The sequence below is a fragment of the Enterobacter sp. IF2SW-B1 genome (assembly GCF_001743375.1).
GTDB classification, from domain to species: Bacteria; Pseudomonadota; Gammaproteobacteria; order Enterobacterales; family Enterobacteriaceae; genus Enterobacter; species Enterobacter bugandensis.
The window spans coordinates 148274-173057 of sequence record NZ_MJAA01000001.1 but is presented as its reverse complement, the minus strand read 5'-3'; the positions used below and the strand labels follow the sequence as shown (position 1 = coordinate 173057).

General features: G+C 57.5%; 22 protein-coding genes. 9 read left to right on the top strand and 13 right to left on the bottom strand.

Features of this window, described 5'->3' with window-relative positions; genetic code table 11:
• Positions 1 to 125: 125 nt before the first annotated feature.
• From fnr to A6013_RS00770, 5 genes are all read right to left on the bottom strand, one after another.
• Positions 126 to 878, bottom strand: a complete 753-nt coding sequence (fnr, locus tag A6013_RS00790) for a fumarate/nitrate reduction transcriptional regulator Fnr (protein WP_006174991.1) — start codon at positions 876 to 878, stop codon at positions 126 to 128.
• Positions 879 to 1061: 183 nt separating this feature from the next.
• Positions 1062 to 1577, bottom strand: coding sequence for a methylated-DNA--[protein]-cysteine S-methyltransferase (gene ogt, locus A6013_RS00785; protein ID WP_028012946.1), 516 nt, complete (start codon positions 1575 to 1577; stop codon positions 1062 to 1064).
• A gap of 10 nt (positions 1578 to 1587) precedes the next feature.
• Positions 1588 to 3114, bottom strand: a complete 1527-nt coding sequence (gene abgT / locus A6013_RS00780) for a p-aminobenzoyl-glutamate transporter (RefSeq protein ID WP_045261473.1) — start codon at positions 3112 to 3114, stop codon at positions 1588 to 1590.
• A gap of 40 nt (positions 3115 to 3154) precedes the next feature.
• Complete coding sequence (locus A6013_RS00775; RefSeq protein ID WP_069732369.1) at positions 3155 to 4600, bottom strand: M20 family metallopeptidase; 1446 nt, start codon at positions 4598 to 4600, stop codon at positions 3155 to 3157.
• Positions 4600 to 5910, bottom strand: a complete 1311-nt coding sequence (locus tag A6013_RS00770; protein ID WP_048956312.1) for a M20 family metallo-hydrolase — start codon at positions 5908 to 5910, stop codon at positions 4600 to 4602. The genes A6013_RS00775 and A6013_RS00770 overlap by 1 nt, the downstream gene beginning before the upstream one ends.
• A 175-nt stretch (positions 5911 to 6085) precedes the next feature.
• Between A6013_RS00770 and A6013_RS00765 the strand changes: the two genes are divergently transcribed.
• A complete protein-coding gene (locus A6013_RS00765; RefSeq protein WP_045261470.1) occupies positions 6086 to 6997 on the top strand; it encodes a LysR family transcriptional regulator in 912 nt (303 codons plus the stop codon).
• Positions 6998 to 7352: 355 nt separating this feature from the next.
• On the top strand, positions 7353 to 7916 hold the full coding sequence (gene smrA / locus A6013_RS00760) for a DNA endonuclease SmrA (protein WP_045630204.1): 564 nt from the start codon (positions 7353 to 7355) through the stop codon (positions 7914 to 7916).
• Positions 7917 to 7943: 27 nt separating this feature from the next.
• Here smrA and A6013_RS00755 read toward each other — a convergent pair whose 3' ends face one another.
• Positions 7944 to 9605 carry a methyl-accepting chemotaxis protein gene (locus A6013_RS00755; protein ID WP_028012952.1) on the bottom strand — a complete coding sequence of 554 codons (1662 nt, stop codon included), beginning with the start codon at positions 9603 to 9605 and terminating at the stop codon, positions 7944 to 7946.
• 143 nt (positions 9606 to 9748) lie between these two features.
• Here A6013_RS00755 and A6013_RS00750 point away from each other — a divergent pair, with 143 nt between their 5' ends.
• Positions 9749 to 10615 carry an aldo/keto reductase family oxidoreductase gene (locus A6013_RS00750; RefSeq protein WP_028012953.1) on the top strand — a complete coding sequence of 289 codons (867 nt, stop codon included), beginning with the start codon at positions 9749 to 9751 and terminating at the stop codon, positions 10613 to 10615.
• Positions 10616 to 10661: 46 nt separating this feature from the next.
• Here the strand turns inward: A6013_RS00750 and A6013_RS00745 are convergent, their stop codons facing one another.
• Positions 10662 to 10862, bottom strand: a complete 201-nt coding sequence (locus tag A6013_RS00745; RefSeq protein ID WP_028012954.1) for a hypothetical protein — start codon at positions 10860 to 10862, stop codon at positions 10662 to 10664.
• Between the two features lie 310 nt (positions 10863 to 11172).
• On the opposite strand from A6013_RS00745, the gene umuD reads away from it, so the two are divergent.
• A complete protein-coding gene (gene umuD / locus A6013_RS00740) occupies positions 11173 to 11607 on the top strand; it encodes a translesion error-prone DNA polymerase V autoproteolytic subunit (protein WP_028012955.1) in 435 nt (144 codons plus the stop codon).
• Complete coding sequence (gene umuC / locus A6013_RS00735) at positions 11591 to 12853, top strand: translesion error-prone DNA polymerase V subunit UmuC (protein ID WP_069732368.1); 1263 nt, start codon at positions 11591 to 11593, stop codon at positions 12851 to 12853. The genes umuD and umuC overlap by 17 nt, the downstream gene beginning before the upstream one ends.
• Positions 12854 to 12936: 83 nt before the next feature.
• Here the strand turns inward: umuC and A6013_RS00730 are convergent, their stop codons facing one another.
• On the bottom strand, positions 12937 to 13917 hold the full coding sequence (locus tag A6013_RS00730) for a nitronate monooxygenase family protein (protein WP_069732367.1): 981 nt from the start codon (positions 13915 to 13917) through the stop codon (positions 12937 to 12939).
• Positions 13918 to 14053: 136 nt separating this feature from the next.
• Between A6013_RS00730 and A6013_RS00725 the strand changes: the two genes are divergently transcribed.
• On the top strand, positions 14054 to 14938 hold the full coding sequence (locus A6013_RS00725) for a LysR family transcriptional regulator (protein ID WP_045261464.1): 885 nt from the start codon (positions 14054 to 14056) through the stop codon (positions 14936 to 14938).
• A gap of 190 nt (positions 14939 to 15128) precedes the next feature.
• Here A6013_RS00725 and A6013_RS00720 read toward each other — a convergent pair whose 3' ends face one another.
• From A6013_RS00720 to A6013_RS00705, 4 genes are all read right to left on the bottom strand, one after another.
• Entirely contained in the window at positions 15129 to 18206 is a 3078-nt protein-coding gene (locus A6013_RS00720) for an efflux RND transporter permease subunit (protein ID WP_069732366.1), read from the bottom strand.
• Positions 18203 to 19351: an efflux RND transporter periplasmic adaptor subunit gene (locus tag A6013_RS00715; protein ID WP_069732365.1), complete on the bottom strand. Its 1149-nt coding sequence runs from the start codon at positions 19349 to 19351 to the stop codon at positions 18203 to 18205. The genes A6013_RS00720 and A6013_RS00715 overlap by 4 nt, the downstream gene beginning before the upstream one ends.
• A 78-nt stretch (positions 19352 to 19429) precedes the next feature.
• On the bottom strand, positions 19430 to 20626 hold the full coding sequence (locus tag A6013_RS00710; protein WP_069732364.1) for a cell wall metabolism sensor histidine kinase WalK: 1197 nt from the start codon (positions 20624 to 20626) through the stop codon (positions 19430 to 19432).
• Positions 20623 to 21318, bottom strand: a complete 696-nt coding sequence (locus tag A6013_RS00705; protein WP_028012960.1) for a response regulator — start codon at positions 21316 to 21318, stop codon at positions 20623 to 20625. Before A6013_RS00705 ends, A6013_RS00710 begins: the two co-directional genes overlap by 4 nt.
• A 124-nt stretch (positions 21319 to 21442) precedes the next feature.
• On the opposite strand from A6013_RS00705, the gene A6013_RS00700 reads away from it, so the two are divergent.
• Positions 21443 to 22228 carry a MipA/OmpV family protein gene (locus A6013_RS00700; protein WP_069732363.1) on the top strand — a complete coding sequence of 262 codons (786 nt, stop codon included), beginning with the start codon at positions 21443 to 21445 and terminating at the stop codon, positions 22226 to 22228.
• A gap of 28 nt (positions 22229 to 22256) precedes the next feature.
• Here the strand turns inward: A6013_RS00700 and yajD are convergent, their stop codons facing one another.
• Positions 22257 to 22604 (bottom strand): HNH nuclease YajD, encoded by a 348-nt coding sequence (gene yajD, locus A6013_RS00695; protein WP_003857471.1) that lies wholly within the window; start codon positions 22602 to 22604, stop codon positions 22257 to 22259.
• Positions 22605 to 22781: 177 nt separating this feature from the next.
• Here yajD and A6013_RS00690 point away from each other — a divergent pair, with 177 nt between their 5' ends.
• Both A6013_RS00690 and A6013_RS00685 read left to right on the top strand, forming a co-directional pair.
• Entirely contained in the window at positions 22782 to 23807 is a 1026-nt protein-coding gene (locus A6013_RS00690; protein WP_047368444.1) for an LLM class flavin-dependent oxidoreductase, read from the top strand.
• Between the two features lie 28 nt (positions 23808 to 23835).
• The gene (locus tag A6013_RS00685; protein ID WP_069732362.1) at positions 23836 to 24783 is read left to right on the top strand and encodes a zinc-dependent alcohol dehydrogenase family protein; all 948 of its coding nucleotides are present in this window, start codon (positions 23836 to 23838) and stop codon (positions 24781 to 24783) included.
• Position 24784: the final 1 nt, after the last annotated feature.

Here is a 24784-nt window from a genome sequence, read left to right as displayed (position 1 = left end):
TCAACGACAACCTTTCAGGCGCTGTATGGGGACGTGCTACGGTGCAAATGTCTTAAAGCGGAAGCGATGATACCAGACCAATAAATCAAGTGAATTTATCAGTCTGGTTATCAACATGCGGAGAGTTACGCCACGTTGCGGGCGTGTCCGGCAAGAACGGCCAGCGCTTCGCCGTTTTCGATAGTGATGTATTTACCCTTAACGGCCAGCATTCCGCTCTTCTGGAAACGACCCAGCAGACGGCTGATGGTCTCAACGGTCAGGCCCAGGTAGTTACCGATATCGCCACGGGTCATGGTCAGACGGAACTCACGCGGCGAGAAACCGCGCTCGGCGAAGCGGCGGGAGAGGTTGTAGATAAACGCGGCCAGACGCTCTTCTGCATTCTTTTTGGAAAGCAGCAGAATCATGTCCTGATCGCCTTTGATCTCACCGCTCATCAGACGCATCATCTGCTGACGCAGGTTAGGCATCTTACCGGACAGATCGTCCAGGGTTTCAAACGGAATTTCGCAAACCATCGAGGTTTCGAGTGCCTGAGCAAAGCTCGGGTGGTGACCAGTGCCGATGGCATCAAAGCCCACCAGATCGCCTGCCAGGTGGAAGCCGGTGATCTGCTCGTCACCCTGTTCGGTGATGGTGTAGCTCTTGATGGTGCCAGAGCGGATAGCATAGAGCGATTTCAGTTCGTCTCCCGCTTTAAACAGCGTCTGCCCTTTCTGAATCGGCTTTTTGCGCTCGATGATATTATCAAGCTGATCGAGTTCATGCTCATTCAGGGTAAACGGGATACAGAGCTGGCTGATGCTGCAATCCTGGCAATGGATAGCACAACCGCCAGACTGAATGCGTCGTATAATTCGCTTTTCCGGGATCATAGGTTTGCTCAAGCCTTAATTGATATTGGTCAATTTTAACATCTTTTTGGTAAGTACGTAAGCCTGACAAACCCTCAATAAGGACAAGAGACGGCAACGTGTTGCCATCTTCTTGAAATTCCACAGCTTGATTATGGATTTTTAGCCTAACCGGTAGAAAATTAAGCACAAAAAGCCTGGGATCTACAGCAAGAGATACCCTTCGTGACGCAGTAACCACTCCTTGCGCTGCACGCCACCGGCATAGCCTGTCATGGTGCCGTTACGGCCAATGACCCGATGGCAGGGCACCACAATGCTGACCGGATTAGAGCCATTGGCGGCACCCACCGCGCGTGCGGCGCCTGCGCGGCCTAGCTGCTCCGCGAGCTGGCCGTAATGCATGACCTGCCCGCACGGAATCGACCGCAGCGCCTGCCACACTTCGCGCTGAAAAGGGGTACCTGCCGTGGCGGTTGGCAGAGTGTCAATGATGCTGAGATCGCCTTCAAAATACGCCGCCAGCTTGTCGCTCAGCCCGCCCGGGTTGGTGGCGCTGATGCGTTCATAACCCTGTGCGCGGTAATGAATATCAAGCAGTTCCTCCATGCGGTCGCTGTGCTCTTCCCACTCAACGGCGCGCAGGCAGAACTGCTCGTCCGCGATCACCCACAGCGGCCCGAGCGGCGTCGCAATTTTATCTTCGAGTAATCTCAGCATTTTCAATCCCTTAATTTAGCCTCGGGTATATCCCCGGCCCAATCGGCAGGCCGACAAGATACCATGCCACCAGCATCACCAGCCATACCCCTAAAAAGATAAGCGGGTAGGGTAAAACCAGCGAATAGTAGGTACCCAGTCTGGCCTCGGGCTTATAGCGCTGCAGGAAGCCTAAAAACAGCGGAACGAAAGGTGAGACGGGCGCCAGCGGGATCACCGAGGAGTCCGCGATGCGGAACAGGATCTGGGCAAACGCCGGGTGGAACCCGAGCATCATAAACATCGGCACGAAGATCGGCGCCAGAATTGACCAGATGGCGGAGCCGCTGGCAATAAACATGCACAGCAGGGATGACAGCAGCGCCAGGCCGACAAACGCCGGTACGCCGCTTAATCCGGCAGCCTCCAGCGCGTCGGTCAGGCCCACGGCCATAAACTTGCCCATGTTGCTCCAGTTAAACATCGCCACAAACTGCGCCAGCGGGAATACCATCACGATAAAGCCCGCCATCTCTTTCATCGGCTCGATCATCAGCTGCGGCAGATCGCCCTGACGGCGGATTTTGCCGGTAGCGATACCGTAGGCGAGCGAAACGACAAAGAAGAAGAGAATAATCAGCGGCACGATGCCCTGAATAAACGGCGACGGCAGGACGGTATGCTTAACCGGATCGCGCAGTATGCCGTTTTCCGGCACCACCATCAGCGCCACCAGCGCGATAAACGCCAGCGAGACCAGCCCGGCCACGCGCAGGCCGAAGCGCTGCTCTTTGCTCAGCGTCTCCAGCTTTTCATCGCTACGGCCTTCCCATTTGCCCAGACGCGGCTCGACGATCTTATCGGTAATCAGCCCGCCGACAATCGTCAGGACAATCACCGAGCTTGCCATAAAGTACCAGTTGTCGATCACGCTGACGTGCATGGCCGCATCAATGGTTTTCGCTGCCTCCGTGCTGATGCCCGAGAGCAGCACGTCGGTGGTGACGATCAGCAGGTTGGCGGTAAACCCGCAGCCCACGCCCGCAATGGCCGACAGCAGACCCGCCACGGGATGGCGCCCGACGGCGAGGAAGATCAGCGCCCCCATCGGCGGCATAATTACCAGCGCGGCATCGGATGAAATGTGGCTAAAGAAGGCGATAAACAGCACCATGTAGCTGGCGTAGCGCGCGCTGACGTGGGACGCCATTTTTACCATCAGTGCGGGTAACAAGCCCACGCGTTCAGCCAGCCCGGCGCCCAGCACCAGCGCCAGAATGGCCCCCAGCGGAGCGAAACCGCTGAAGTTTTTGATCACGTTCGGTAAAAACCAGTGCAGCCCGTCAACGCTGAGCAGGTTTTTCACCGCCACCAGGCTGCCGTCTGCCGGGCTGCGCACGCTGACGTCAAAGGCCGATAGCACGGCGGTGGCAACCATCAAAATCACAATCAGATAGATAAACAGCAGGAAAGGGTGCGGCACTTTATTGCCGATCCTTTCAACCCAGCCATAGAGCTTACCGGATGGGGAATGCGAAGGTATGGATGACATACTCATGGGCGTTCCTCGGGAGTGTTGTGTTGTTGTGTTGTGTTTTTTATTTTAAAGGTGACGGTGTCACGTCCGGTGGGATCGGACACGCGTACGGTTTTTCTTCTATTTGTTGTTCGAACTCTTCACGGCATGTTTTCAGCAGGTCTGCATCCTGCAGCAGATTGAGTGCGGTTGCGCCCATCACTTTCCCGGCCAGCAGCATGCCTTTATGGGCGATGGAGGTTCGTCCTTGCGCCACCAGTTGCCAGGTGTGCAGCGGCGTGCCGACGGTAAAGCAGGGGCTGAAGCACTGGGCGACCGGCATTTTCCAACTGACGTCACCCACGTCCGTTGAACCCGCCAGCACGTTATCGGTGATGGCATAGGGCGCGACTTCATCCACCAGCAGCGTCTCCTGATGGCGGCGGGCAAAGGCTTTGCCTGCTTCTCCCCCCGTGGCGGCAATGTTTTTCAGGCTGTTCTGCAGATCGTTGGGCGTCAGCGTGGCGCGGATTTCGCGGGCAAAGTCGCGCTCTTCATCGGTCCACTCCGGCGTGCCGTAGTGCTGCAACGCGCGGTACATCGCAGCCTCAAGCGTGCGGTTCGGCAGGTAGCTGGAGCAGGCCTTATCAAAGCGGCATTCCACGGTGGTTTCGGTCATCATTGCCGCGCCCTGGGCAATTTTTTCGATGCGTTGGTAGATCTGCTGCGCGTCGGCCATCTCCGGGGCGCGGATCAGGTACAGCACTTCAGCCTGCGCCTGCACCACGTTGGGCGAAATCCCGCCGGTGTCGGTGATGGCGTAATGGACGCGCGCTTTCTCTATGATGTGCTCGTTAAGGAAGTTGGTGCCGGTAGTCATCAGCGTCACGGCGTCCAGCGCGCTGCGCCCTAAATGGGGCGAGTTGGCTGCATGTGCCGCCACGCCGTGAAAACGCCAGGCCGCCTGAATGTTGGCGAGTGTGCTGACGTTAAACATCCCGGCAAAGGCCTCCGGGTGCCAGGTGACGGCGGCATCAACGTCATCAAACAGACCTTCACGTACCATAAAGGTTTTCCCGGAGCCGCCTTCCTCACCGGGACAGCCGTAAAAACGCACCGTTCCGCTGCCGCCGTGCTGCTCCAGCCAGCTTTTTACCGCCACCGCGCCCGCAAGCGCCGCGGTGCCCAGCAGGTTATGCCCGCAGCCATGGCCGTTCGCCCCCGGCGTGGCGGATTGGGCCGTCGCGCAGTGCGCCTGCTGGCTTAGCCCGGCCAGTGCGTCGTACTCGCCCAGCAGAGCGATAACCGGTTTTCCGCTGCCGAAGCTGGCGATAAACGCGTTTGGGATACCGCCTGCCTCGCGGGTCAGCGTAAAGCCCTCGGCTTCCAGCTCGTCAGCGAGCCGTCTGGAGGACCAGAACTCTTCAAAGCGGGTTTCGGGATGATCCCAAATTGCGTCGGCAATATCGGTTAGCGTCTGACATCGCGTGTCGATGGCATCGGCAATAAAAGCGTAGTTCTCCTGCATTACACACCTCGCGTCCACGGGAAATTGAGCGCAGTTCGCGCCAGCGTTTCAATGGCGACAGCCATGACCTGCTCATCGAAGTCGAATTTTTCGTTGTGATGTCCGGCGCTCAAATCCGTGCCGAACACCATATACGATGCCATGCCGCCGTTCTGCTGCACGCGGGCCATCATCAGCGTGGCGTCTTCAGAGCCTGCTGGCGCTTTCACTTTATCGATTGCGTGCACAATTCCCGATACCTGGCTCGCCTGTTCACGCAGGTAATCAACCCAGGCCGGCGTAGGCGCGCTGGAGGTGGCGGCCCCCATCAGGCGCATCTCCGCGCTCACGCCATAGAGCGCGGCCGCGCCGGTAATGACAGCCTTCGCGCGTTCAAAGACATACTGGTTTATTGCTTCGCTTTCGCCGCGGGTTTCAACCTTAATCAGTGCATTTGCGGGCACCACGTTGCGGCCGCTACCCGCCTGCATCACGCCGACGTTGACGCGGGAAGCGCCTTCGCTGTGCGGGGCGATGCTGTGCAGGGCTAGGGCGGCCTGCGCGGCGGCAAGCAGGGCGTTACGTCCATCCTCCGGTTTGCCGCCCGCGTGTGCGGCAACGCCGGTAAAGTTCACGTCGAACTTGGTGGTTGCCATAAAGTTATCGCTGCCGCAGATCGCCGTTCCGGCGGGGACGCCGGTACCAATATGGATGGCGGTAAAATAGTCCACGCCGTCCAGCGCCCCGGCGGCGACCATGGCGCGCGCGCCGCGGGTGCCTTCTTCGGCAGGCTGGAAAATCAGCTTGACGGTACCGTTGAGCTGCGCTTCGTTCTGCTTAAGCACCTTTGCCAGCCCCAGGCCAATGGTGGTGTGGCCGTCGTGCGCGCAGGCGTGCATCATTCCCGCGTTGCAGGAGGCAAAACCGTCGCGGAACGGGCGATGGCTGTCGTCGAGCGCTTCGCTTAAATCAAGGGCATCCATGTCGACGCGAAACGCCAGCGTCGGGCCCGGTCGTCCGGTATTCAGGGTCGCCACAATGCCGGTAAATCCGCCTTCAAACGGTGCCAGCCATTTCTCAGGCGCGCCCTGTGACCGCGCACGGGCAAACTCTCGCGAAAGGGTAGCGTCATCGGGCAGCCCCATACGGCTTTCGGCATCGATCACGTCGCGACCCATCGCCAGTTCGTAGCCCAGGGAGTCAAGAATTTCCGCGACCTTTGCGGCGGTACGGAACTCTACCCAGCCGGATTCCGCAAAATGGTGAAAATCGCGACGCCATGCGATCAGTTGGGGGGCTAATGTCTGGATGTACTGCGCCAGTGTGTCCATATCTGTTCCTGTCATCATTAAAAAATGTGAACTGCTTCACGTCGTGATAGTTTTTACTTATCACTAACCGTTTTTTCACAGTTTTAACCGTTCAGGAATTACCCTCGCACATCCCTTTCCATTAAAGTAGATGACAGTTTCTTTACTCTGATAAACAACGGTTATCGGTTGGGCTATGTCATTTCAGATTAAATTTCATCAAATCCGGGCGTTTGTTGAAGTGGCGCGTCAGGGCAGCATTCGCGGTGCCAGCCGGACGCTGAATCTCTCGCAGCCGGCACTGACCAAATCCATCAAAGAGCTGGAGGAGGGCATGGCGGCGCAGCTTTTTGTTCGCCGGAGTAAAGGCGTTGCGCTGACCGAGTGCGGGGAAGGGTTTTACCAGCGCGCCAGGCTGATTCTGGAAGAGCTGCGTGCGGCGCAGGATGACATTCGCCAGCGGCAGGGGGATCTGGCCGGGCAGATCAATATCGGGATGGGGGCCAGCGTGTCACGCAGCCTGATGCCCGCCGTCATCACCCGTTTTCACGCCCAGCACCCGCAGGTTAAGGTGCGAATTATGGAAGGGCAGCTGGTGTCGATGATCAATGAATTACGCCAGGGCGAACTGGACTTCACCATTAACACCTATTATCAGGGGCCTTACGACCATGAATTTACGTTTGAAAAACTCTTCGAAAAACCGTTTGCGGTATTTTGCCGGGAAGGGCATCCGGCGACAGGGGCAACATCCATTAACGATCTGCTGCATTATAACTGGACAATGCCAACGCCGCGGGGAAGTTATTATAAACAATTAGAAGATCTATTTAGCCACCGCTCGCAAATACCGCGGATTGGCGTAGTGTGCGAAACCTTTTCTTCCTGCATTAGCCTTGTTGCGCAAAGTGATTTTTTAAGTATCCTTCCGCAGGAGTTAGGCTGTGATCCGCTGCTGGCGCACCGTCTGGTCATTCTTCCGGTTGCCGAGTCGCTTCCAAAAGCCGCATATTATTTAATTCAGCGCCGGGATTCTCGTCAAACTCCGCTTGCCGAATCATTAATTACGCAATTCAGAAGGGAAGCGAGAAAAATAATTTCAGGGTGAATGTCGCATAATAAAAAAACAGAGTCTGCCCGACATCAGACAGACCCTATAGTACACACAGCAGTGCGTCCTTTCGCAAGTCCTGGGTATTATATCCATGAGGCAGGTAAATTTAGTTATAACACCTTTCCCGAAAAATGAAAGGAAGGTGAATGACTGATTTTAGAAAAATTTAACGCAAATCACCTATTTTACTGTTGTTGGGGTTTTAGTTAAGTCAGGTTTAAGTACATTTTATAATGACTATATATATTCATCGGGTTAATATTTATCTCGTGCCTCATCTTCTAAGGGTTATTGAGACACCTGTCTGGCGCAGGTATAGTACAAGCCCAGATGTAGCCGGAGGATTTCCATGAACCCTGACGACAAATCCCTTTTTCTTGACGCCATGGAGGATGTCCAGCCCCTGAAACGCTGCACCGATATCCACTGGCAGCAAAGCCGTAATACCCGGGCTCGCCAGGACATCGATACCGAACAGCTCGACAACTTTCTGACCCTGGGTTTCCTTGAGCTATTGCCACTTGACGAGCCGCTGGCGTTCCAGCGCGAAGGCGTCCAGCAGGGCGTTATTGACAAGCTGCGTTCGGGTAAATACTCCCGACAGGCCAGCTTAAATCTGTTGCGTCAGCCCGCTGAACGCTGCCGCCAGATGCTGTATTCCTTTATTCGCCAGGCCAGTCGTGACGGATTACGTAACCTCATCATCATCCACGGGAAAGGGCGCGAGCAAAATTCGCATCCTAATGTGGTGCGTAGCTATCTGGCACGCTGGTTAACCGAGTTCGAGGAAGTGCAGGCGTTCTGCGTGGCGCTGCCGCATCACGGCGGCAGCGGGGCTTGCTATGTTTCCCTGCGAAAATCCGACGACGCGAAGCAGGAGAACTGGGAACGGCACGCCAAGCGCAGCCGTTAGCGGGCGATATCTTCGCCCGCCTGAGGCTTAGAAGGTTTCCCAGTTACTGTCGGGGGTGGCGTTAGCCGTTGCCGGACGCAGCAGCTGCGGCGTTTTAACGTTGGCCGGGCGTGGGGCGGTGGCGTTTGCTTTACCGTTCAGACGAAACGCGGCCACGGCCTGACGCAGCTGTTCGGACTGATCTTCCAGCGCCGCTGCCGCCGTGGCGGACTGCTGCACCAGCGCGGCGTTTTGCTGCGTCACGCTGTCCATCTGCGACACGGCCAGGCTCACCTGCTCAATTCCGCGGCTCTGCTCATCCGATGCGGACGAAATCTCGCCCATGATATCGGTGACGCGGGTGACGGCGGCGACAATCTCCTTCATAGTCGCGCCCGCTTCGCTGACTTGCTCAGAACCGGTGTTCACCCGGCTGACGGAGTTCTCAATAAGCCCTTTGATCTCTTTCGCCGCCTGCGCGCTGCGGCTGGCCAGCGTACGAACTTCACCGGCGACAACCGCAAACCCGCGGCCTTGCTCGCCTGCGCGTGCGGCTTCCACCGCGGCGTTAAGCGCCAGAATGTTGGTCTGGAACGCAATGCTGTCAATCACGCCGGTAATATGAGCGATTTGCTGCGAACTGTCGGCAATTTCGTTCATGGTGCGCACCACGTTATCCACGACGTGGCCGCCGCGAGCCGCTGTTTCAGAGGCATTCTTCGCCAGCAGCGTCGCCTGACGGGCGTTATCGGAGTTCTGTTTAACCGTTGCGGTCAGCTCTTCCATGCTGGCGGCTGTCTCTTCGAGCGAGGAGGCCTGCTCTTCGGTGCGGGCAGAGAGATCGTTGCTCCCTGCGGCAATTTCACCCGCGCCGGTGTAGATGGAGTCGGTGCTGCCGCGTACGGCGCTGACGGTCGTCACCAGCGACTGCTGCATCTCGTGCAGGCCAGCCGCCAGCTGACCCATCTCATTGCGGCCAGAGAGGGTGATATCCTGCGTCAGATCGCCTCCCGCAATGGCGCGAATATGGTTCATGATGGCGTTGAGCGGTTTTAACAGCAGGTGCTGTAAACCCTGCCAGATCACCACCAGCACGGCGATAACGGCCAGGAAAATGGCTGCCAGCGTCCACTGCATCTGCGTGAAGCTGCTTTGGTTCTCTTCGGTTGCCGCCTTCAGCAGCGTGTTGTTCTCGGCGCGCCAGCGGTTATAAACCGCTTCCATATCGTCCTGGGCCTGCTGAGCGTCCAGATCGCCATAGGCCTGGTAGTTGTCGGCACGCAGATACTCAATCGACAAACGCATCACCTCGTGCATCTGATTCCATGACTTCTGCATCTCGTCGGTTAACGCCGCATTCTGGCCGTTAACCTGCGGCATTTTCTGCCATTCTTTGTTATAGGCTTCAGCTTTAGCCAGCGAGTCGCCTGCGGTGCCGAGCAGTTTGTTAATCGCGGCAAGGGATGCCGGGTCGCGCTGGTTCTTCAGGTAGCGGATTGCCACGCGGGTGACGGTAACGCGCGTTTTCACCAGCGTGTTCACGCTGTCGCTCAGGCTTTCCTGCTGGGCATTCAGCACGCCGGAGTTCTGGAAGTTATGGCGATCGTTGCTGACGGCAGAGTAGAACAACCCTCCCGTGACAACTTGCAGCAGACAGAATATGGTGAGGGCAAAGATAATTCCGGTAATCACGTGCAGATTTTTCAGCATAGCGGTCGTCCGTTAGAAAAGATGCAGAGGTACACCCATACTATCGTCGTATAGAATTTAAACTTTAATTTAACTCGCGCTTAACTTAGGGCTTCGGTCAGGAACCTGTTGTAAATCCGGATCATTTTATGAGGAAGGTTAACATGAGCAGCATTGATAAAAGCGGGACGTACGCGCTCGGAACGCGAACGGTTAAACGACTGGGCTACGGGGCAATGCAGCTTGCCGGGCCGGGCGTATTTGGCCCGCCGAAGGATAAACAGGCCGCGCTGGACGTGCTGCGCGAAGCCGTGGCGGCGGGTGTGAATCATATCGATACCAGCGATTTTTACGGCCCACATGTGACGAACCAGCTGATCCGCGAGGCGCTTCATCCTTACCGGGACGATCTTACCCTCGTCACCAAGATCGGTGCCCGTCGCGATGACAAAGGGGCCTGGCTGCCGGCCTTTTCCGCGCAGGAGCTGACCCAGGCGGTGCATGACAACCTGCGCAACCTGAAGCTGGATGTGCTGGACGTGGTGAACCTGCGGATCATGTTTAGCGCACACGGCCCGGCAGAAGGATCGATTGCTGAACCGCTTTCCACCCTCGCAGAATTACAGCAGCAGGGGCTGGTACGTCACATTGGCCTGAGCAACGTCACGGCCACGCAGGTGGCGGAAGCGCGGAAGATGGTGCAGGTCGTCTGCGTGCAGAACATGTACAACATTGTGAACCGCGGCGACGATGCGCTGGTAGATTTACTGGCGCAGCAGGGGATTGCGTATGTGCCGTTCTTCCCGTTGGGAGGCTTCACGCCACTGCAGTCCACCGGCCTGCAGGCCGTCGCGGATTCCCTGGGCGCAACGGCGATGCAGGTTGCGCTGGCATGGCTACTGCAACGGTCGCCGAACATCCTGCTGATCCCCGGCACGTCATCCGTGGCGCATCTGCGGCAAAACCTCGCGGCGGGAGAGGTGCAATTGCCGCCTGAAGCACTTGAAAAACTGAATGCGCTGATGGGTTAATCACAGCATGGGCAAAGCCGGAAGGACACTTCCAGGCTTTGCCTGCTCAGACTCCGCATTGACTTTTCTGTCTGTGAAGCGCTAACGCTTCTGCCACAATTTCCTGCTTGCTTTTTCGCGTCTCAAAGGCGGTGATTCTGATGTATTCCATCAGGTCAGGCTCAATGCGGGCGCTCAACATCCTGAGATCGGCCTCCTTTGCTAAACCGCGGGCAACTCGCTTGTCGGGATAGTCACGGGCTGGCATAGAAAACGTCCTCCAAAAGTCTTGATAATTCGTGCCCTAAAATATGCGTTATTCTGATGCCGAAGTCAATTGATAGTGTTTGCATAGTGATTTTATGATTTTTTTTTCACATAAAGTGATTTTAAAGTGTTGGCTAATGACTTTTTTATGACTTTTGGTTGGCCCATCTGCGATCGCCAGCAGGAGAGATTGCTAAATTAAATCCGCTCAAACTTCAACGCGTTTGCGGTCTTTGTCGGAAATGACCTTGATCCTGTGCCGTAATCCGTAATACTGTGTTTATATACAGTATCTGGCGGGAAAGGCATTTATGGACACTCTCTTTTCTTATCATCCAAAGCAACTTATTGAATTACCTTTATATCTTGAGCGTGTTGCCTGTGGCTTTCCAAGCCCTGCGCAGGATTATGTGGAGGATCGTCTCGATCTTAACCGGCTGGCGGTCAGGCACCCCAGTGCGACCTACTTTATCAAAGTGAGCGGGGACTCCATGATCGGCGCAGGGATTAGCGACGGCGATCTGCTGGTGGTAGACCGCTCGTTAAATGCCGAGCACGGGGACATTGTTGTGGCGTCGGTCGGCGGCGAGTTTACGGTGAAAGAGCTACAGACCCGCCCGGTTCTGCGGCTGCTGCCGCGTAATGCCCGCTATCAGCCGATCGCCTTTCAGTCCGAAGAGGAGCTGCAAATCTTCGGTGTCGTCACTCATACGCTCAAAACGCATAAACATGTTCGCGCTGGTTGATGTGAATAGCTTCTATGCCTCCTGCGAGAGGGTGTTTCGCCCCGATCTGGTGGGTAAGCCCATCGTGGTGGTGTCCAATAACGACGGCTGTATTATTTCGCTGTCGCGGGAGGCAAAGCAGTTCGGCATAAAAATGGGGGAGCCCTATTTTAAATTCAAAGAGAAGGGGTATCCGTCGCGGGTTTACGTCTTTAGCTCCAACTATGCGCTGTATGCCGATCTCAGCAGCCGGGTGATGCAGACGCTGACCGATCTCGCGCCGGCCATTGAGATCTACTCCATCGATGAAGCATTTGTGAACGTTTCGGGTGTCAGCAACTGCATCTCGCTGGAAGCATTCGGTCATCAGATGCGTACGCAGGTCTTTAAAAACACAGGCTTAAGTGTGGGCGTCGGGATTGCGCCGACTAAAACGCTGGCGAAGCTGGCCAACTATGCGGCGAAGCGGTGGTCAGCCACCGGTGGCGTGGTCGATCTCTCGGATCGTGGACGGCAGCGTAAGCTGCTGGCAAAGGTTCCGGTGGAGCAGGTGTGGGGCGTAGGACGACGCATCACGAAAAAGCTTAACGCGATGGGGATAACCACGGCGCTGGAGCTGGCGGAAGCGTCATCCTGGGTCATCCGCAAACATTTTAACGTGGTAATGGAGCGCACGGCGCGCGAGCTTCGAGGTGAGCCCTGCCTCGATCTGGAAGAGTTTACTCCCACGAAGCAGCAAATTATCTGTAGTCGTTCGTTTGGACACCGTATTACGCAGTACGAGGAGATGCATCAGGCCATTTGCGCCTATGCAGAACGTGCTGCGGAAAAACTGCGTGGCGAGCATCAGTATTGCCGCTTTATCAGCGTGTTTGTGCGCACCAGCCCGCATGCCGACAACGAAATTTATTACGGCAATCAGGCTTCCGTCACCCTGATGACGCCCACCAATGATTCGCGCGATATCATCCGTGCCGCCACGGAGGCGCTGGGTCGTATCTGGCTTGACGGATATCGCTATATGAAAGCGGGGGTGATGCTGGCAGACTTTTTCAGCAGCGGCGTTGCCCAGCTGAATTTGTTTGACGATAACCGCCCGAGCGCCAACAGCGCGGCGCTGATGGAAACCATCGACAGCTTAAATCATTCCGGCAAAGGGAAAATATGGTTTGCCGGGCAGGGGATTGAGAAAGCCTGGGCGATGAAGCGGGAGATGCTGTCACCGGCCTATACGACGCGGTACGCGGATTTGCCGGTAGCGAGATGAAAGGCGGCTATGTGTGACAAAGAGCCGAAGACGGTTTACGGACGCCGCTCCTGTGCAGCGTCCATAGCATCAGGGTTAAGGGCTTACTCAACCGTTAACGCATCGACAACCTCGACCACGCTTCTCACGCTGCGGATATTCCCGATCCCCGTGCCGAGCGCGATATAACCTTCATCGGTGTTATTTTCCAGCATGCCCAGGCGCAGGCCCCGCAATCCTCCCATCGCCTTGCCCAGCGCTTCATTGCTTGCGCCAGCTTTATCCATCGCCGCCAGTTTTTCCGCCAGCTTGCCGGGCAGAGAACGATAGTAGTGAGGGACGGTGCGGAAAAGCAGCAGGTCCAGGCCGTTGGCGGCAACAATTTTCTCTTTGACCTCCTGCGGCACGCGGCTTTCTACGGTACTGATAAAGACCGAACCGGCAAACACGCCTTCCGCACCTAACGCATGCGCCGCTCTGGCGGTGCGGCGATCGGTAATACCGCCCGCCGCCATCACCGGAACATGCTTCACGGCATCGGCAATCAGCGGCACGATGGAAAAGGTACCCAGCGCCGTTGCGGGTAGCGTCCCGCCCTCGTCAAAACCGGTGGCGACGATAATGTCTGCTCCCATTTTTTCAGCCAGAAGGGTGTTCTCCGGCGTGGGATTGATGTCGCGGTAGATAATGGCAATACCCGCCTCTTTTAATTCACTGAACAGCGCAGGAATAATGCTGCCTTCACCATAGCCCGTATACACCACGGCCCTGACGCCTTCCTCTTTTATCACCTTAAGAATTGGCCCGGTCCAGACGTCATTAACGGCGGTGGGGATCAGGTTCACGCCGAAGGGGTTTTCGGTCAGCCGTTTGGTTTTGCGAATTTCTTCCCGCATTTTTTCGGCGGTTTCTTCCGGCGTGGAGACCGCGGTATCGGCGGTTAACCCTGCGTTGGGGCCGAGCACGCCGAGTCCTCCTGCATTGCTGACCGCGGCCACTAAACGGGCATCAGTAAGCCAGGATAACGGTCCCTGAATAACAGGCTTTTCGATCCCCAGGATCTGACAGATACGGTTATTTTTCATAGCAGAACATTCCTCACGTTTGAATGGAGGAGAGTGTAGGGCGGAAGATTGTTAGGAAAAATAGCCAAAAAGATTCATCACTGTTATAAAATAAGTAACAATCCTGACATTCCTGTGACGGCAAAAGAGACAACCAATGCAACTAAATCTCTTTGAATCAATTAGAGTTTTCATTGAAATTGTCGAGTCGGGCAGCCTGACCCAGGCGGCGGAAAATCTGCAGATCCACCGTCCGGCGGTCACCAAAGCGTTACAGCATCTGGAGCAGCACAGCGGCACGCGTTTGCTGCAGAGAACAACGCGGCGGATTAGCCTGACGCCGGACGGCGAGGCGTTTTATCGCCGAAGTAAACCCCTGCTGGCGCAGGCGGACGATTTACTGGAGTCGTTTGGCACTGGCCGGGCAATACACGGTCAGTTGCGGGTGGATATGCCCATCGCTTTTGCGGCGCTGAGGGTCATACCCAACCTGCCGGATTTTTATCGGCAGCATCCTGAAATCGACATCATACTGAGCAGCTCTGACCGCCGTCGGGATATGCTACGCGATGGCCTGGACTGCGTGCTGCGAGTGGGGGAGCTGGACGATGGTGACTATGTCGCGCGCAAAATCGGGAACATAAAAATCACGACCTGTGCCAGCCCGGCCTGGCTGGCAAAACACGGTACGCCAGAAACGCTGGATGATTTATACAAACATCAGGCCATCAACTGGATTAATAACAACAGCAGAAAAATTCAACCCTGGACGTTTACTACGCCAGAAGGCATTGCGGAAATAACGCTGCCCGGCAAGCTAGTCGTGGATAACTCCGAAGCCTACATTGCGGCGGGCCTGGCCGGGTTAGGGTTAATACAGGGGATGAATCTTTTTCTGCAGCCCTATATTGACCGCGGCCAACTGGTTGAAGTGTTACCGGAGCATCGCTCCCCGGATCGTAAATTGTCGCTTCTCTATCCACACCGCCATCTCTCCCGCAAGGTGCGGGCCTTTACCGAGTGGCTGGAAAGTTTAGTGTAAAACCGCCACCGGAGAGGAGCCCGCCAGTTCATGACACCGCGCGCCAATCTGTTCCATGGCATTCAGCAGGCGAGGCGTGGGTTCGTTTGCGCAGTTTAGCCGCAGCAGCTGACGGAGGATGAGATCCCACGGATCCTGAGGAACCGTTTTGCGCTGACGGCTGTGTAATCTGCCGGGGAACGATTGAGCCTCAGCTCACCTTTCTTCTGCGGCTTTGCGCTGAGTCCCCCCACTGTAACAGCAGGCTAAACGACGCGGGTAATACGGTCAGCGTTACCAGCGTCGCGACCAGCAGCCCGCCGATAATCGCATAGGCCATTGGCCCCCAGAATACCTGATGAGAGATCGGGATCATGCCCAGAATGGCGGCGCAGGCGGTCAGACAGATGGGTCTGGCCCGATGCTCCGCGGCCGCCACAATCGCGGCATCGTTTGCCATCCCCTGAGCAAGATTACTGTCTACCTCGCTAATCAGTATCACCGCGTTACGCACGACCATCCCCGCCAGGGCGATGACGCCCAGCAGCGCGACAAATCCCATCGGCGTGCCGCCGGGCAGCATAGCCAGCACGATCCCCGGTAAACCAAACGGGGCCATCAGAAGCGCCAGCAGCATCCGGGAATATCGGCGCAGCTGAAGCATCAGCAGCATCAACATGATGACAAGCGTCACCGGAAGAACGCTAAAAACGGAGCTGTTCCCCTTATCTGATTCGGCAACCGCGCCGCCTTCTTCTATGCTGTAACCGGCAGGCAGCTCCGCGCGCAGCGTGTCGATCGCCGGACGCAGCGCCGCCGATACCGCTTCGGCCCTCAGCCCCGGCGCGAGGTCAGTTTGCACCGTAATAAAAGGCAACCGCTGTCGACGCCAGATGACCGGATCGTCCACGCTCCAGACCAGCGTCGCGACGGCGCTGAGCGGAATTTTTTTACCGTCATTCCCCTGAACGGTCAGCGAGGAGAGGGTGGCGGTGCTGTGACGTTCATTGTCCGTGGCCCGCAGTACCACGTCGACAAGGCGATCGTTATCCCTGACCGAGGTGACAACGCTGCCGGACCAGAGGGTATTCAAGGTGCGGGCGAGAGCTTCTGACGATATTCCTGCCGCCCTGGCCGCCGTCTGATTCACCTTCAGAGTAATGATCCTCTCCGGCTCTCCGGCCGTCTGGTTAACCTCGCGCGACAGCGGCGATTGGCCAATCGCGTCGGCCAGACGGTTCGCAAGCGCCCGGACCTGCAGATAATCAGGCCCGCTCACACGGTATTTGATTGGCCAGCCGACGGGCGGCCCAAGCTCCAGGGGCGACACGCGCGTGATGATGTCGCTAAACTGCGCCGCCAGCAGCCTGTTCAACTGCCCATGCAGACGATCCCGCGCCTGAAGATCCTTCGCCACCACCACAATCTGGGCGATGTTTTCATTTTCCAGCAGCACGTCCATCGGCAGGTAAAAACGGATGGCTCCTGACCCGACGTACGTCGAGTAGCGCTCGACATTGCTGTTGCCGGCCAGCGCGTGTTCCAGCTTTTCCACCTCTCTTAACGTTTCGGGCTGCGACGCGTTGGCCGGAAGCGTCAGGCTGACCAGCAGCTCAGGCCGGTCCGACGCGGGGAAGAACTCACCCTGCATAAACGTCGTGCCGTACACGGACAGCCCCAGCGCGGAAAGCGCAATCAGCACGGTGGCGAGCCGGTGACGTAGCGCCAGCCTTAAAAGCCGCCCGTACCCGCACGCGATCCTTCCAGGGCCTGCCGCGCGATGTCTGACCTTCTCCGGCAGCAGCCACGTGCCCGTCAGCGGCGAAAACAGGATCGCGACTACCCAGGAGCAGAGCAGGGCAATCAGCACTACCGCAAACAGGGAAAAACAATATTCACCGGCGCTGGAGGCCGCAAAACCAACGGGAATAAACCCGGCAATCATCACCAGGGTTCCGGTGAGCATCGGGAAGGCCGTCGTTTTGAATGCATGGGTGGCCGCATGTCGACGGGAATCCCCGGCTTCCAGTCGGGAGACCATCGTTTCGACGGCGATCATGGCGTCATCCACCAGCAGACCCAGCGCAATGATCAGCGCCCCAAGCGAGATACGCTGAAGCCCGATGCCGGCGAGCATCATGCCGGCAAACGTCATGGCGAGCACCAGCGGAATGGCCGCAGCCACCACCAGCCCAGCCCGCAAACCCAGCGAGACAAATGAAACCGCCAGCACGATAACAACAGCTTCAATAAGCACCCGGACAAAACCACTTACCGCGTCACTGACCACCGCCGACTGATCGGCAACTTTCACCATCTCAATACCGTGCGGCAGCCCGGCGCTGAGGACTGTCATTCTGGCGTTCAGCGCGGCGCCAAAACGCAGCATGTTGCCCGTTGGCGCCATTGACACCGCCAGCCCGATGGCCGGTTTGCCGTTTACCCGGTACGCGGGGGCCGGCGGCTCGGCGGCTTCCCGGGTGACGGTGGCGATATCGGTCAGCGGAATATAGCGATTGTTAATGTGCAGCGTGACGGCGCGTAAACTCTCTTCGGACGTGAGCGCCCCGCTGACCTTGATCGCGATGTTCTCCTGCCCGGTACGCATAACGCCAGCCGGGACAACCGCGTTTTGCGCCCGCAGCGCATCGGCGACCGCCTGAATATCCAGTCCCATACCCGCCAGACGGGCCGGAGAAAAGGCGAGAACCATCTGATCCTGCTGTTCGCCCAGCAGGGTGGTTTTGCCGATATCTGGCAAGGAGGCGAGCTCACGACGTATTGTCTCAACGCGATCCCGCACTTCCCGTAAGGTGTAGCCGTCGGGAATAAAGCCGTAAATCGTGCCGAACGTATCGTCAAATTCGTCGTTCACGGCCGGGCCCTGAACGCCTTCCGGTAAAGACGGCGCGATGTCCTGCATTTTTTTGCGGATCTGATACCAGATGTCCTGCACCATTTGCGGCGGGGTATTGTCACGGAGATTCACATGGATAACCGCGCTCCCGGCACGGGTTTCACTTTCGAGATAATCAAGCCAGGGCGTTTCCTGCAGCTTTTTTTCAAGCGTATCGGTCAGCAGATGGGTGGTGTCCGTTACGGACGCGCCCGGCCACTGCGCGGAGACGACCGCCGTTTTAATGGTAAAAACCGGATCTTCATTACGCGGCAGTTTTTCATAGCAGAACACGCCCATCGCCACGATCAGCAGCATGAAGAAACTGACCATCTGCTGATGGTTAAGCGCCCATGCGGACAGGTTAAATTTCGCTTCCGGTTTCGTGTTCATGGCTGAACCTCCCCGGGTACCACCGGCTCTCCGGAACGGAGTTTGCTCACGCCAGCCGTAATCACCCGGTCGCCTGGCTCAAGGCCGGAGGCGATAATCACCGACGAGGCCGTATAGCAGGCAGGCACCACCGCACGCAGCTGCGCCTGCGAATGCGGGTTAATCACAACCACCGCCGGTCTATCTCCTGTTCGGCTCAGCGCCGATGCGGGAATGACGTAACCTCGCGGGCCAGTCGAGGGCAGGGTGACGATGACGCTGGCACCCAGCGCTATCGCCGCTGGCGGGTTTATCAGGGTGGCTCTGACGCGCCAGGTGCGGGTCTGAGGATCGGCCTGCGGGGTGATATCCCGCAGCACGGCAGATGCCTGTATCGACGGGTCGCTGAGCAGGGAAATCCGCAATTCCGCCTTATCCAGCGGCGGTATCGCATCGGGCGTGGCGATATCAAACGCTACGTCGCGGGCTTCGCCGGTTGCCAGCGTAAGCACCGTCTGTCCCGCGCTGACAACCTGGCCCGCAGAGGTGCTCACCTCGGTGATCGTGCCGGTTTGTGGAGCGATAAGGCGCGTCCAGCCAAGGCTTTCGCGGGCGTTACGCAACGCGGCCTCGCTGCTTTTTAATCGCGCGCGGGCGACAAGCCAGTCCGCGCGGGCGCTGTCGAGTTGCGTGCGGGCTATTGCGCCCGTCGGCATGAGCTTTTGCATTCGGCTGACGTTAAGCGCGGCAACCTGCGCTGAGGCTGTGGCCCCTTCATAGTCGGCCGTTGCGCTGTCGAGCTGATTTTGTCCGGTGGTATTTTCAAGTGTGGCCAGCAGCTGTCCGGCATTAACCCGATCGCCAATATCAACGCTGCGCGTCAGTATTCGCCCCCCGGTTTGAAAGCTCAGCGTCGTTTCATCGTGGGCATGGATCTCACCGGTCCTTTCCAGCGCGGGGAGGGTTTGGGCTGTACGTACGACGACGTAGCGCACCGTACGCACTGGGGCAGGCTTATTTTCCTGTTTGTCACCGCAGCCGGTGAGCGGAAAAATCACCAGCGCGAGCAGGACCAGAGGGAGAAAATTTACCCAGGGAAGAGTGCGCGCCACGCCGTACAGATGGTGCAGGCAGTGGCGGAGGGAGAGAACAAATTCGTCTGACATAACGCCGCTCCATAAAGATGAGGGCGTTATTAAATGCGCGCTACGTCGAGAAAGATTCGATGTTCTGTCAAGGGTTTATCAAGAGTGGATATTTTTATTACCGGACGGCTGCCAGGGTAACAAAATACGCACAGCAAGGCCGCCCGTTTCCGGTAATGAGGCCTCGATCGTGCCCCCATGTGCCTGACAAATCGCCCGGGCGATAGACAAACCGAGGCCGCTGCCGCCGGAATGCCGCGCGCGGGACTGCTCCTCACGGCTAAAGCGCTTAAACATGTCCGGTAAGAACTGGGGGGATACGCCCGGTCCGTCATCGTGAAATTCAATGGCGTAATGCCCGCTGGCGTAGTGCAGCGCCACCTCAAGATGGCCGCCTTCGCGCCCGTAGCGTAGTGCATTTTCCATAAGGATAGTAAATACCTGCCCCATGCGGAACGCATCGCCTCTGAACGGGCACGTACGCGGGTTACGCAGCGTAATCGTAAACTGATGCGCTTCGGCCTGCGGCATGATCCAGGCCGCCCGCTCCTGAATAAGCTCATCCAGAGAAAAGGCCTGCTCTTCCAGCACCAGATTTCCCGCATCCGCTAACGAGAGAAGGTGAAGCTCATCGGTCAGGCGATTAAGATGCTGAAGCTGTTTCATCACCATTCCCAGCTGCACCGGGCTGGCATCAAACACACCGTCCAACATGCCCTGCAGACGACCAATGGCGGCCGTCAGGGGCGAGCGCAGCTCGTGCGCCATCGCGACGTGCGAGGCGCGGAGCTCTTTTTCATAGCGGGCGAGTTGCCCCGTCATGGAGTTAAAGTCGTTTGCAAAGCTGACCATTTCCGCTGGCGCATCCTTGACCAGTTCAGCCTGACGGCCAAACTGCCCGTCGGCGACATCTTTGGCAGCATCGCGAAGACGGCTGAACTGCAGCGCCAGCGGTCGGGCGTGTTTTAACCCCATCACCACAATAAACGGGATCATCACCAGCACCAGCAGGGCCACCGTAACCCAGTCCGCAGAGGCGATGGATGGCGTGGAATAACTCAGCCCCCACCAGGTATCCACAATGCTGTGGAAGCGGGCCGGATCGGCCTGTGGGTTCTGGCTGAGCGTCAGAAATTCCTGCCGGACCGCCGCTGGCATTCTGCCCATTATCCAGTAGTTCTGTACCGCATAACGTAGCCACATGCAGGTGGCAATGACGATCACGCTGCCGATGGCCAGTGCCAGGATACGCGCGCAAATCCAGCGCCAGAGAGAGGAGTGCCGGTTTTTTATCATGGTTGTCTGAACCTGTATCCCACGCCGCGAACGTTAATCAACACGCCGGAAATACCCGCCGCTTCGAGTTTTTTACGCAGGTTATAAATATGGGTGTCCACCACGCGCTCCAGCGCCTCGCTTTCCGGCAGACAGTGTTCCAGCAGGTACTGACGGGAAAAGGGGCGAGCGGGAGAGCGCAGCAGCGTTGCCAGAAGCGAGAATTCCGTTGGCGTAAGATCGAGCATCACGGGCGCGTCGCCGCCGTTATCCACGCTCGCCACAATGGCGGCCACATCCACCTCCAGCGTTTGCCAGCGAAGGATCTCGTCGTCTGTCTCTTTTTTACTGCTGCGTCGCAGCACCGCCTGTACGCGAGCCACGACTTCTCCCGGATGATAGGGTTTCACAACATAATCATCGGCACCGTACCGCAGGGCACCAATGCGATCGGGGGTGTCGCCCATGGCGGTGACCATGATCACCGGTACATCGCTTTTACGACGCAGTCCGGCCAGCACTTCGGTGCCGTTAAGCCCGGGCAGCATCACGTCCAGCAGGATGAGGTCGGGTTTCCACCGCTGCGCCATATCCAGCCCGGAAAGACCGTCTCCGGTAATAGTGACATCGTAATTTTCACGACGTAAATAGGCTTCAAGCACGCCAGCCGCATCGGCGTCATCTTCAATAATCAGCACTCTTCTGGACAACATCCGTTCACCTTGACCGTTTCTTAACACTATCCCGACGATTCATTGATTTAGCCAAACCATACTGCGCCAACATTGTGTGGCAGACCCTGAATCAGCAGACGCCAGCGTCTGCATGGAGAACAGTATGATAGCGATAAAAAAAGGCCTGTATATGACCGTTCCGCTTCTGATGGCCGTTGCCTCAGGTGTGCAGGCGGATGATGACGCCGCTTCCGGCTCTTTAACCGTCGGGCTGGGCGGTCACTATGCCCCCCGTTATTCAGGCTCAGACAAGCAGGTGTGGCAGGTGGTTCCTGTGCTGCAGGGGCGCAAGGGTGCTTTCTGTATTGATGCACAAAAAGGAGTGGGATATGACCTGCAAAACGACAGCGGTTGGTACCTGGAACATACGCTGGGTTACGACCTCGGGAGGGCAGAGAAAAATTCTGGCTGGCGTGAGGGCGCAAACAATCTGAAAGGGATGGGGGACATTGATGCCACCCTGAATACCGGCCTGGCCGTCGGCTGGCAGGCTGCGTCCTGGCTAAGCGTTGAGGGTAAGGCGACGCTACCGTTAACGGACAGCCAGGGCGTAAGTTATCAGGCGTCCGTTACGTTGATTCCCCTACAAAACAGCGAGGACACGATCGCCCTTCAGTCTGCGGCTCTGTTTGGCGACAGCCGTTATCTGAATACCTGGTATGGGGTCAGCGAGCAGCAGAGCCGCCGCACCGGCTATCGCCGCTATTCAGCGCCGGGGGGATTTTATGGCGTCGACACCAGCCTGACCTGGAGCCATCAGTTCGATGCTCACTGGGGAACGGTCCTGAGCGCGGACTATACCTGGCTTGGCGACCATGCGAATGAAAGCCCAATAGTGATGCGGCGCAATGAGGGGTCTGCAACCGCCGCTATCACCTGGACATTTTAAAATCGCGGAGCACGAGCGGACGAGAAGATTATTTCTTCTTATCCATCATCGCTTTTAAATCGGCAAACGGGTTAAACGTGGCGACACCCACGTCTTTTTGCGCGTCTTCACCGGCGACCACGGTGGTGCCGTACTGATCCGCTTCGGTGTATTTCGAATGCTCGTGATCGTGGCAAAACAGGCACAACAGCTCCCAGTTGCTGCCATCTTCCGGGTTGTTAGTATGGTCATGATCGATATGGTGAACCGTCAATTCACGCAGGTTAGAATAGACGAACTCCCGCGAGCAGCGTCCGCAGACCCAGGGATAGATTTTTAATGCTTTCTCGCGATAGCCGCTTTCCAGTCGCGCGTAGTTTTTGGGGATCAGAGCCATTGCCGGTTTTACCTGCCATGAAAAAAGTGGGGGATATTATATCCATTATGGAGCGGAATGACGAACCCCTCTATTCCGTCAATTTATTTGATGCTTTCCGTTAAATAAACGGCATTTATTCTTACCGGGTAATGCGTAAAGTGGACAGAACGCAACGCATTATCAGGACACAGGGTTATGAAAAAGATCGGTTTTTTATCGTTTGGTCACTGGACGCCTTCTCCGCAGTCCGGCACGCGCTCGGCGGCAGACACGCTGCTGCAGTCCATCGACCTGGCCGTGGCCGCTGAAGAGCTGGGGGCGGACGGCGCCTATTTCCGCGTGCACCACTTCGCCCGTCAGCTTAGCTCGCCGTTCCCTCTGCTGGCGGCAATAGGCGCGAAAACGAAAACCATTGAAATCGGTACGGGCGTGATTGATATGCGCTATGAAAACCCGATGTATATGGCCGAGGATGCGGGCGCGGCAGATCTGATCTCCGGCGGCCGTTTGCAGCTTGGCATCAGCCGCGGCTCCCCGGAGCAGGTCATTGATGGCTGGCGTCATTTCGGCTATGTCCCGCAGGAAGGGGAAAACGAATCGGATATGGCGCGCCGTCATACCGAGGTGCTGCTTGAGGTGCTGCGCGGCGAAGGGTTTGCAAAGCCGAATCCACAGCCGATGTTCCCCAATCCGCCTGGGCTGCTGCGCCTGGAACCGTATTCTGAAGGGTTGCGGGAGCGTATCTGGTGGGGCGCCGGTTCAAATGCGACAGCGGTATGGGCCGCTAAGCTCGGAATGAACCTGCAAAGCTCAACCCTGAAAGACGATGAAACCGGTGAGCCGTTCCATATTCAGCAGGCAAAACAGATCCGCGCGTACCGTCAGGCGTGGAAAGAGGCAGGGCATACGCGGCAGCCACGCGTCTCGGTCAGCCGCAGTATTTTTGCCCTGATGGACGACCGCGACCGGATGTACTTCGGCGCCAGCCGCAACGACAGCGATAGCGTGGGGTATCTTGATGAAAAAACGCGCGCGATCTTCGGGCGCAGCTATGCCGCGGAGCCTGACAGGCTGATTGAACAGCTGAAGAAGGACGAGGCGATTGCCGAGGCTGATACGTTATTACTGACCGTACCGAACCAGCTCGGTGTGGATTACAATGCGCACGTGATTGAGTCCATTCTCAAACATGTCGCACCGGCAATGGGCTGGCGCGATTAAGTATTCCGCCGTCAGCCGTGAGATCGTAATGGAAAATCTGGCCCTCTGGTATCGCCGTTTTGGCGAGCCAGAATCTGTTCTGCAACCTGAAACCGCGCCGCCGGGCGCGCTTGCGCCGGGACACCTCCGTGTGCAAATGCTGTATGCGCCGGTGAACGCGTCCGATCTCATTCCCATTACCGGCGCTTACCGCCACAGAACCCCGCTGCCCGCCGTCGCGGGCTATGAAGGCGTCGGCGTTGTCATTCAGGCGCCCGCGTCTTTTGCGCATCTGCCGGGTAAACGCGTTCTGCCGCTGCGCGGGCAGGGCACCTGGCAGCGCTATGCGGATTGCCCGGCAGAGTATGCGATACCCGTGCCGGACGATGTCGATTCACGCCTGGCCGCGCGGGCCTATATCAACCCGCTGGCGGCGCAGATGATGTTGAGCCACTATCCACCGCGGGGAAAGCGGGTGCTGCTCACGGCCGCCGGTTCGGATTGCGCCATTCTGCTCGGGCAGTGGGCGCGTCTGGCGGGGGCAGAGGCGGTGTACGGTATTCATCGTTCGCCCGCTCACGCTGAACGGCTGGCGGCGATGGGGATCGTTCCTGTCGCACAGCATGACATGCAGCGGATTCTCTCCGTTGCCGCGCGTGCCGACGTCGTTTACGATGCAACCGGCGGGGCGCTGGCGGAAGCGATCCTGAGCGTGCTGCCGGAGCAGGGCATATTTGTCTGCTACGGGCTGCTCTCCGGGCAGACCTTCCGCCAGCAGCGGCCCCTGCCGCGCGTGGCGTGGTTCCATATTCGTAACTATCTGGATGGGCTCAGCGCAGAGGCGTGGCGCGCGGAGTTCGATCAAATCTGGCCCCGGATGCGCGCCAGTGAGTACAGCCCCGGAACGGTGTACCCTCTGACGGACTGGCAGAGGGCGCTCAGGGCTTACCGTGAAGGAGGAAGGGCAAGCAAGCCCCTCATGTCGATGGCGGAATGAC

Excerpts from the sequence above, each read along its gene's own strand:
- fnr (WP_006174991.1), bottom strand. The coding sequence starts at position 878 with ATGATCCCGGAAAAGCGAATTATACGACGCATTCAGTCTGGCGGTTGT.
- ogt (WP_028012946.1), bottom strand. The coding sequence starts at position 1,577 with ATGCTGAGATTACTCGAAGATAAAATTGCGACGCCGCTCGGGCCGCTG.
- abgT (WP_045261473.1), bottom strand. The coding sequence starts at position 3,114 with ATGAGTATGTCATCCATACCTTCGCATTCCCCATCCGGTAAGCTCTAT.
- A6013_RS00775 (WP_069732369.1), bottom strand. The coding sequence starts at position 4,600 with ATGCAGGAGAACTACGCTTTTATTGCCGATGCCATCGACACGCGATGT.
- A6013_RS00770 (WP_048956312.1), bottom strand. The coding sequence starts at position 5,910 with ATGGACACACTGGCGCAGTACATCCAGACATTAGCCCCCCAACTGATC.
- A6013_RS00765 (WP_045261470.1), top strand. The coding sequence starts at position 6,086 with ATGTCATTTCAGATTAAATTTCATCAAATCCGGGCGTTTGTTGAAGTG.
- smrA (WP_045630204.1), top strand. The coding sequence starts at position 7,353 with ATGAACCCTGACGACAAATCCCTTTTTCTTGACGCCATGGAGGATGTC.
- A6013_RS00755 (WP_028012952.1), bottom strand. The coding sequence starts at position 9,605 with ATGCTGAAAAATCTGCACGTGATTACCGGAATTATCTTTGCCCTCACC.
- A6013_RS00750 (WP_028012953.1), top strand. The coding sequence starts at position 9,749 with ATGAGCAGCATTGATAAAAGCGGGACGTACGCGCTCGGAACGCGAACG.
- A6013_RS00745 (WP_028012954.1), bottom strand. The coding sequence starts at position 10,862 with ATGCCAGCCCGTGACTATCCCGACAAGCGAGTTGCCCGCGGTTTAGCA.
- umuD (WP_028012955.1), top strand. The coding sequence starts at position 11,173 with ATGGACACTCTCTTTTCTTATCATCCAAAGCAACTTATTGAATTACCT.
- umuC (WP_069732368.1), top strand. The coding sequence starts at position 11,591 with ATGTTCGCGCTGGTTGATGTGAATAGCTTCTATGCCTCCTGCGAGAGG.
- A6013_RS00730 (WP_069732367.1), bottom strand. The coding sequence starts at position 13,917 with ATGAAAAATAACCGTATCTGTCAGATCCTGGGGATCGAAAAGCCTGTT.
- A6013_RS00725 (WP_045261464.1), top strand. The coding sequence starts at position 14,054 with ATGCAACTAAATCTCTTTGAATCAATTAGAGTTTTCATTGAAATTGTC.
- A6013_RS00720 (WP_069732366.1), bottom strand. The coding sequence starts at position 18,206 with ATGAACACGAAACCGGAAGCGAAATTTAACCTGTCCGCATGGGCGCTT.
- A6013_RS00715 (WP_069732365.1), bottom strand. The coding sequence starts at position 19,351 with ATGTCAGACGAATTTGTTCTCTCCCTCCGCCACTGCCTGCACCATCTG.
- A6013_RS00710 (WP_069732364.1), bottom strand. The coding sequence starts at position 20,626 with ATGATAAAAAACCGGCACTCCTCTCTCTGGCGCTGGATTTGCGCGCGT.
- A6013_RS00705 (WP_028012960.1), bottom strand. The coding sequence starts at position 21,318 with ATGTTGTCCAGAAGAGTGCTGATTATTGAAGATGACGCCGATGCGGCT.
- A6013_RS00700 (WP_069732363.1), top strand. The coding sequence starts at position 21,443 with ATGATAGCGATAAAAAAAGGCCTGTATATGACCGTTCCGCTTCTGATG.
- yajD (WP_003857471.1), bottom strand. The coding sequence starts at position 22,604 with ATGGCTCTGATCCCCAAAAACTACGCGCGACTGGAAAGCGGCTATCGC.
- A6013_RS00690 (WP_047368444.1), top strand. The coding sequence starts at position 22,782 with ATGAAAAAGATCGGTTTTTTATCGTTTGGTCACTGGACGCCTTCTCCG.
- A6013_RS00685 (WP_069732362.1), top strand. The coding sequence starts at position 23,836 with ATGGAAAATCTGGCCCTCTGGTATCGCCGTTTTGGCGAGCCAGAATCT.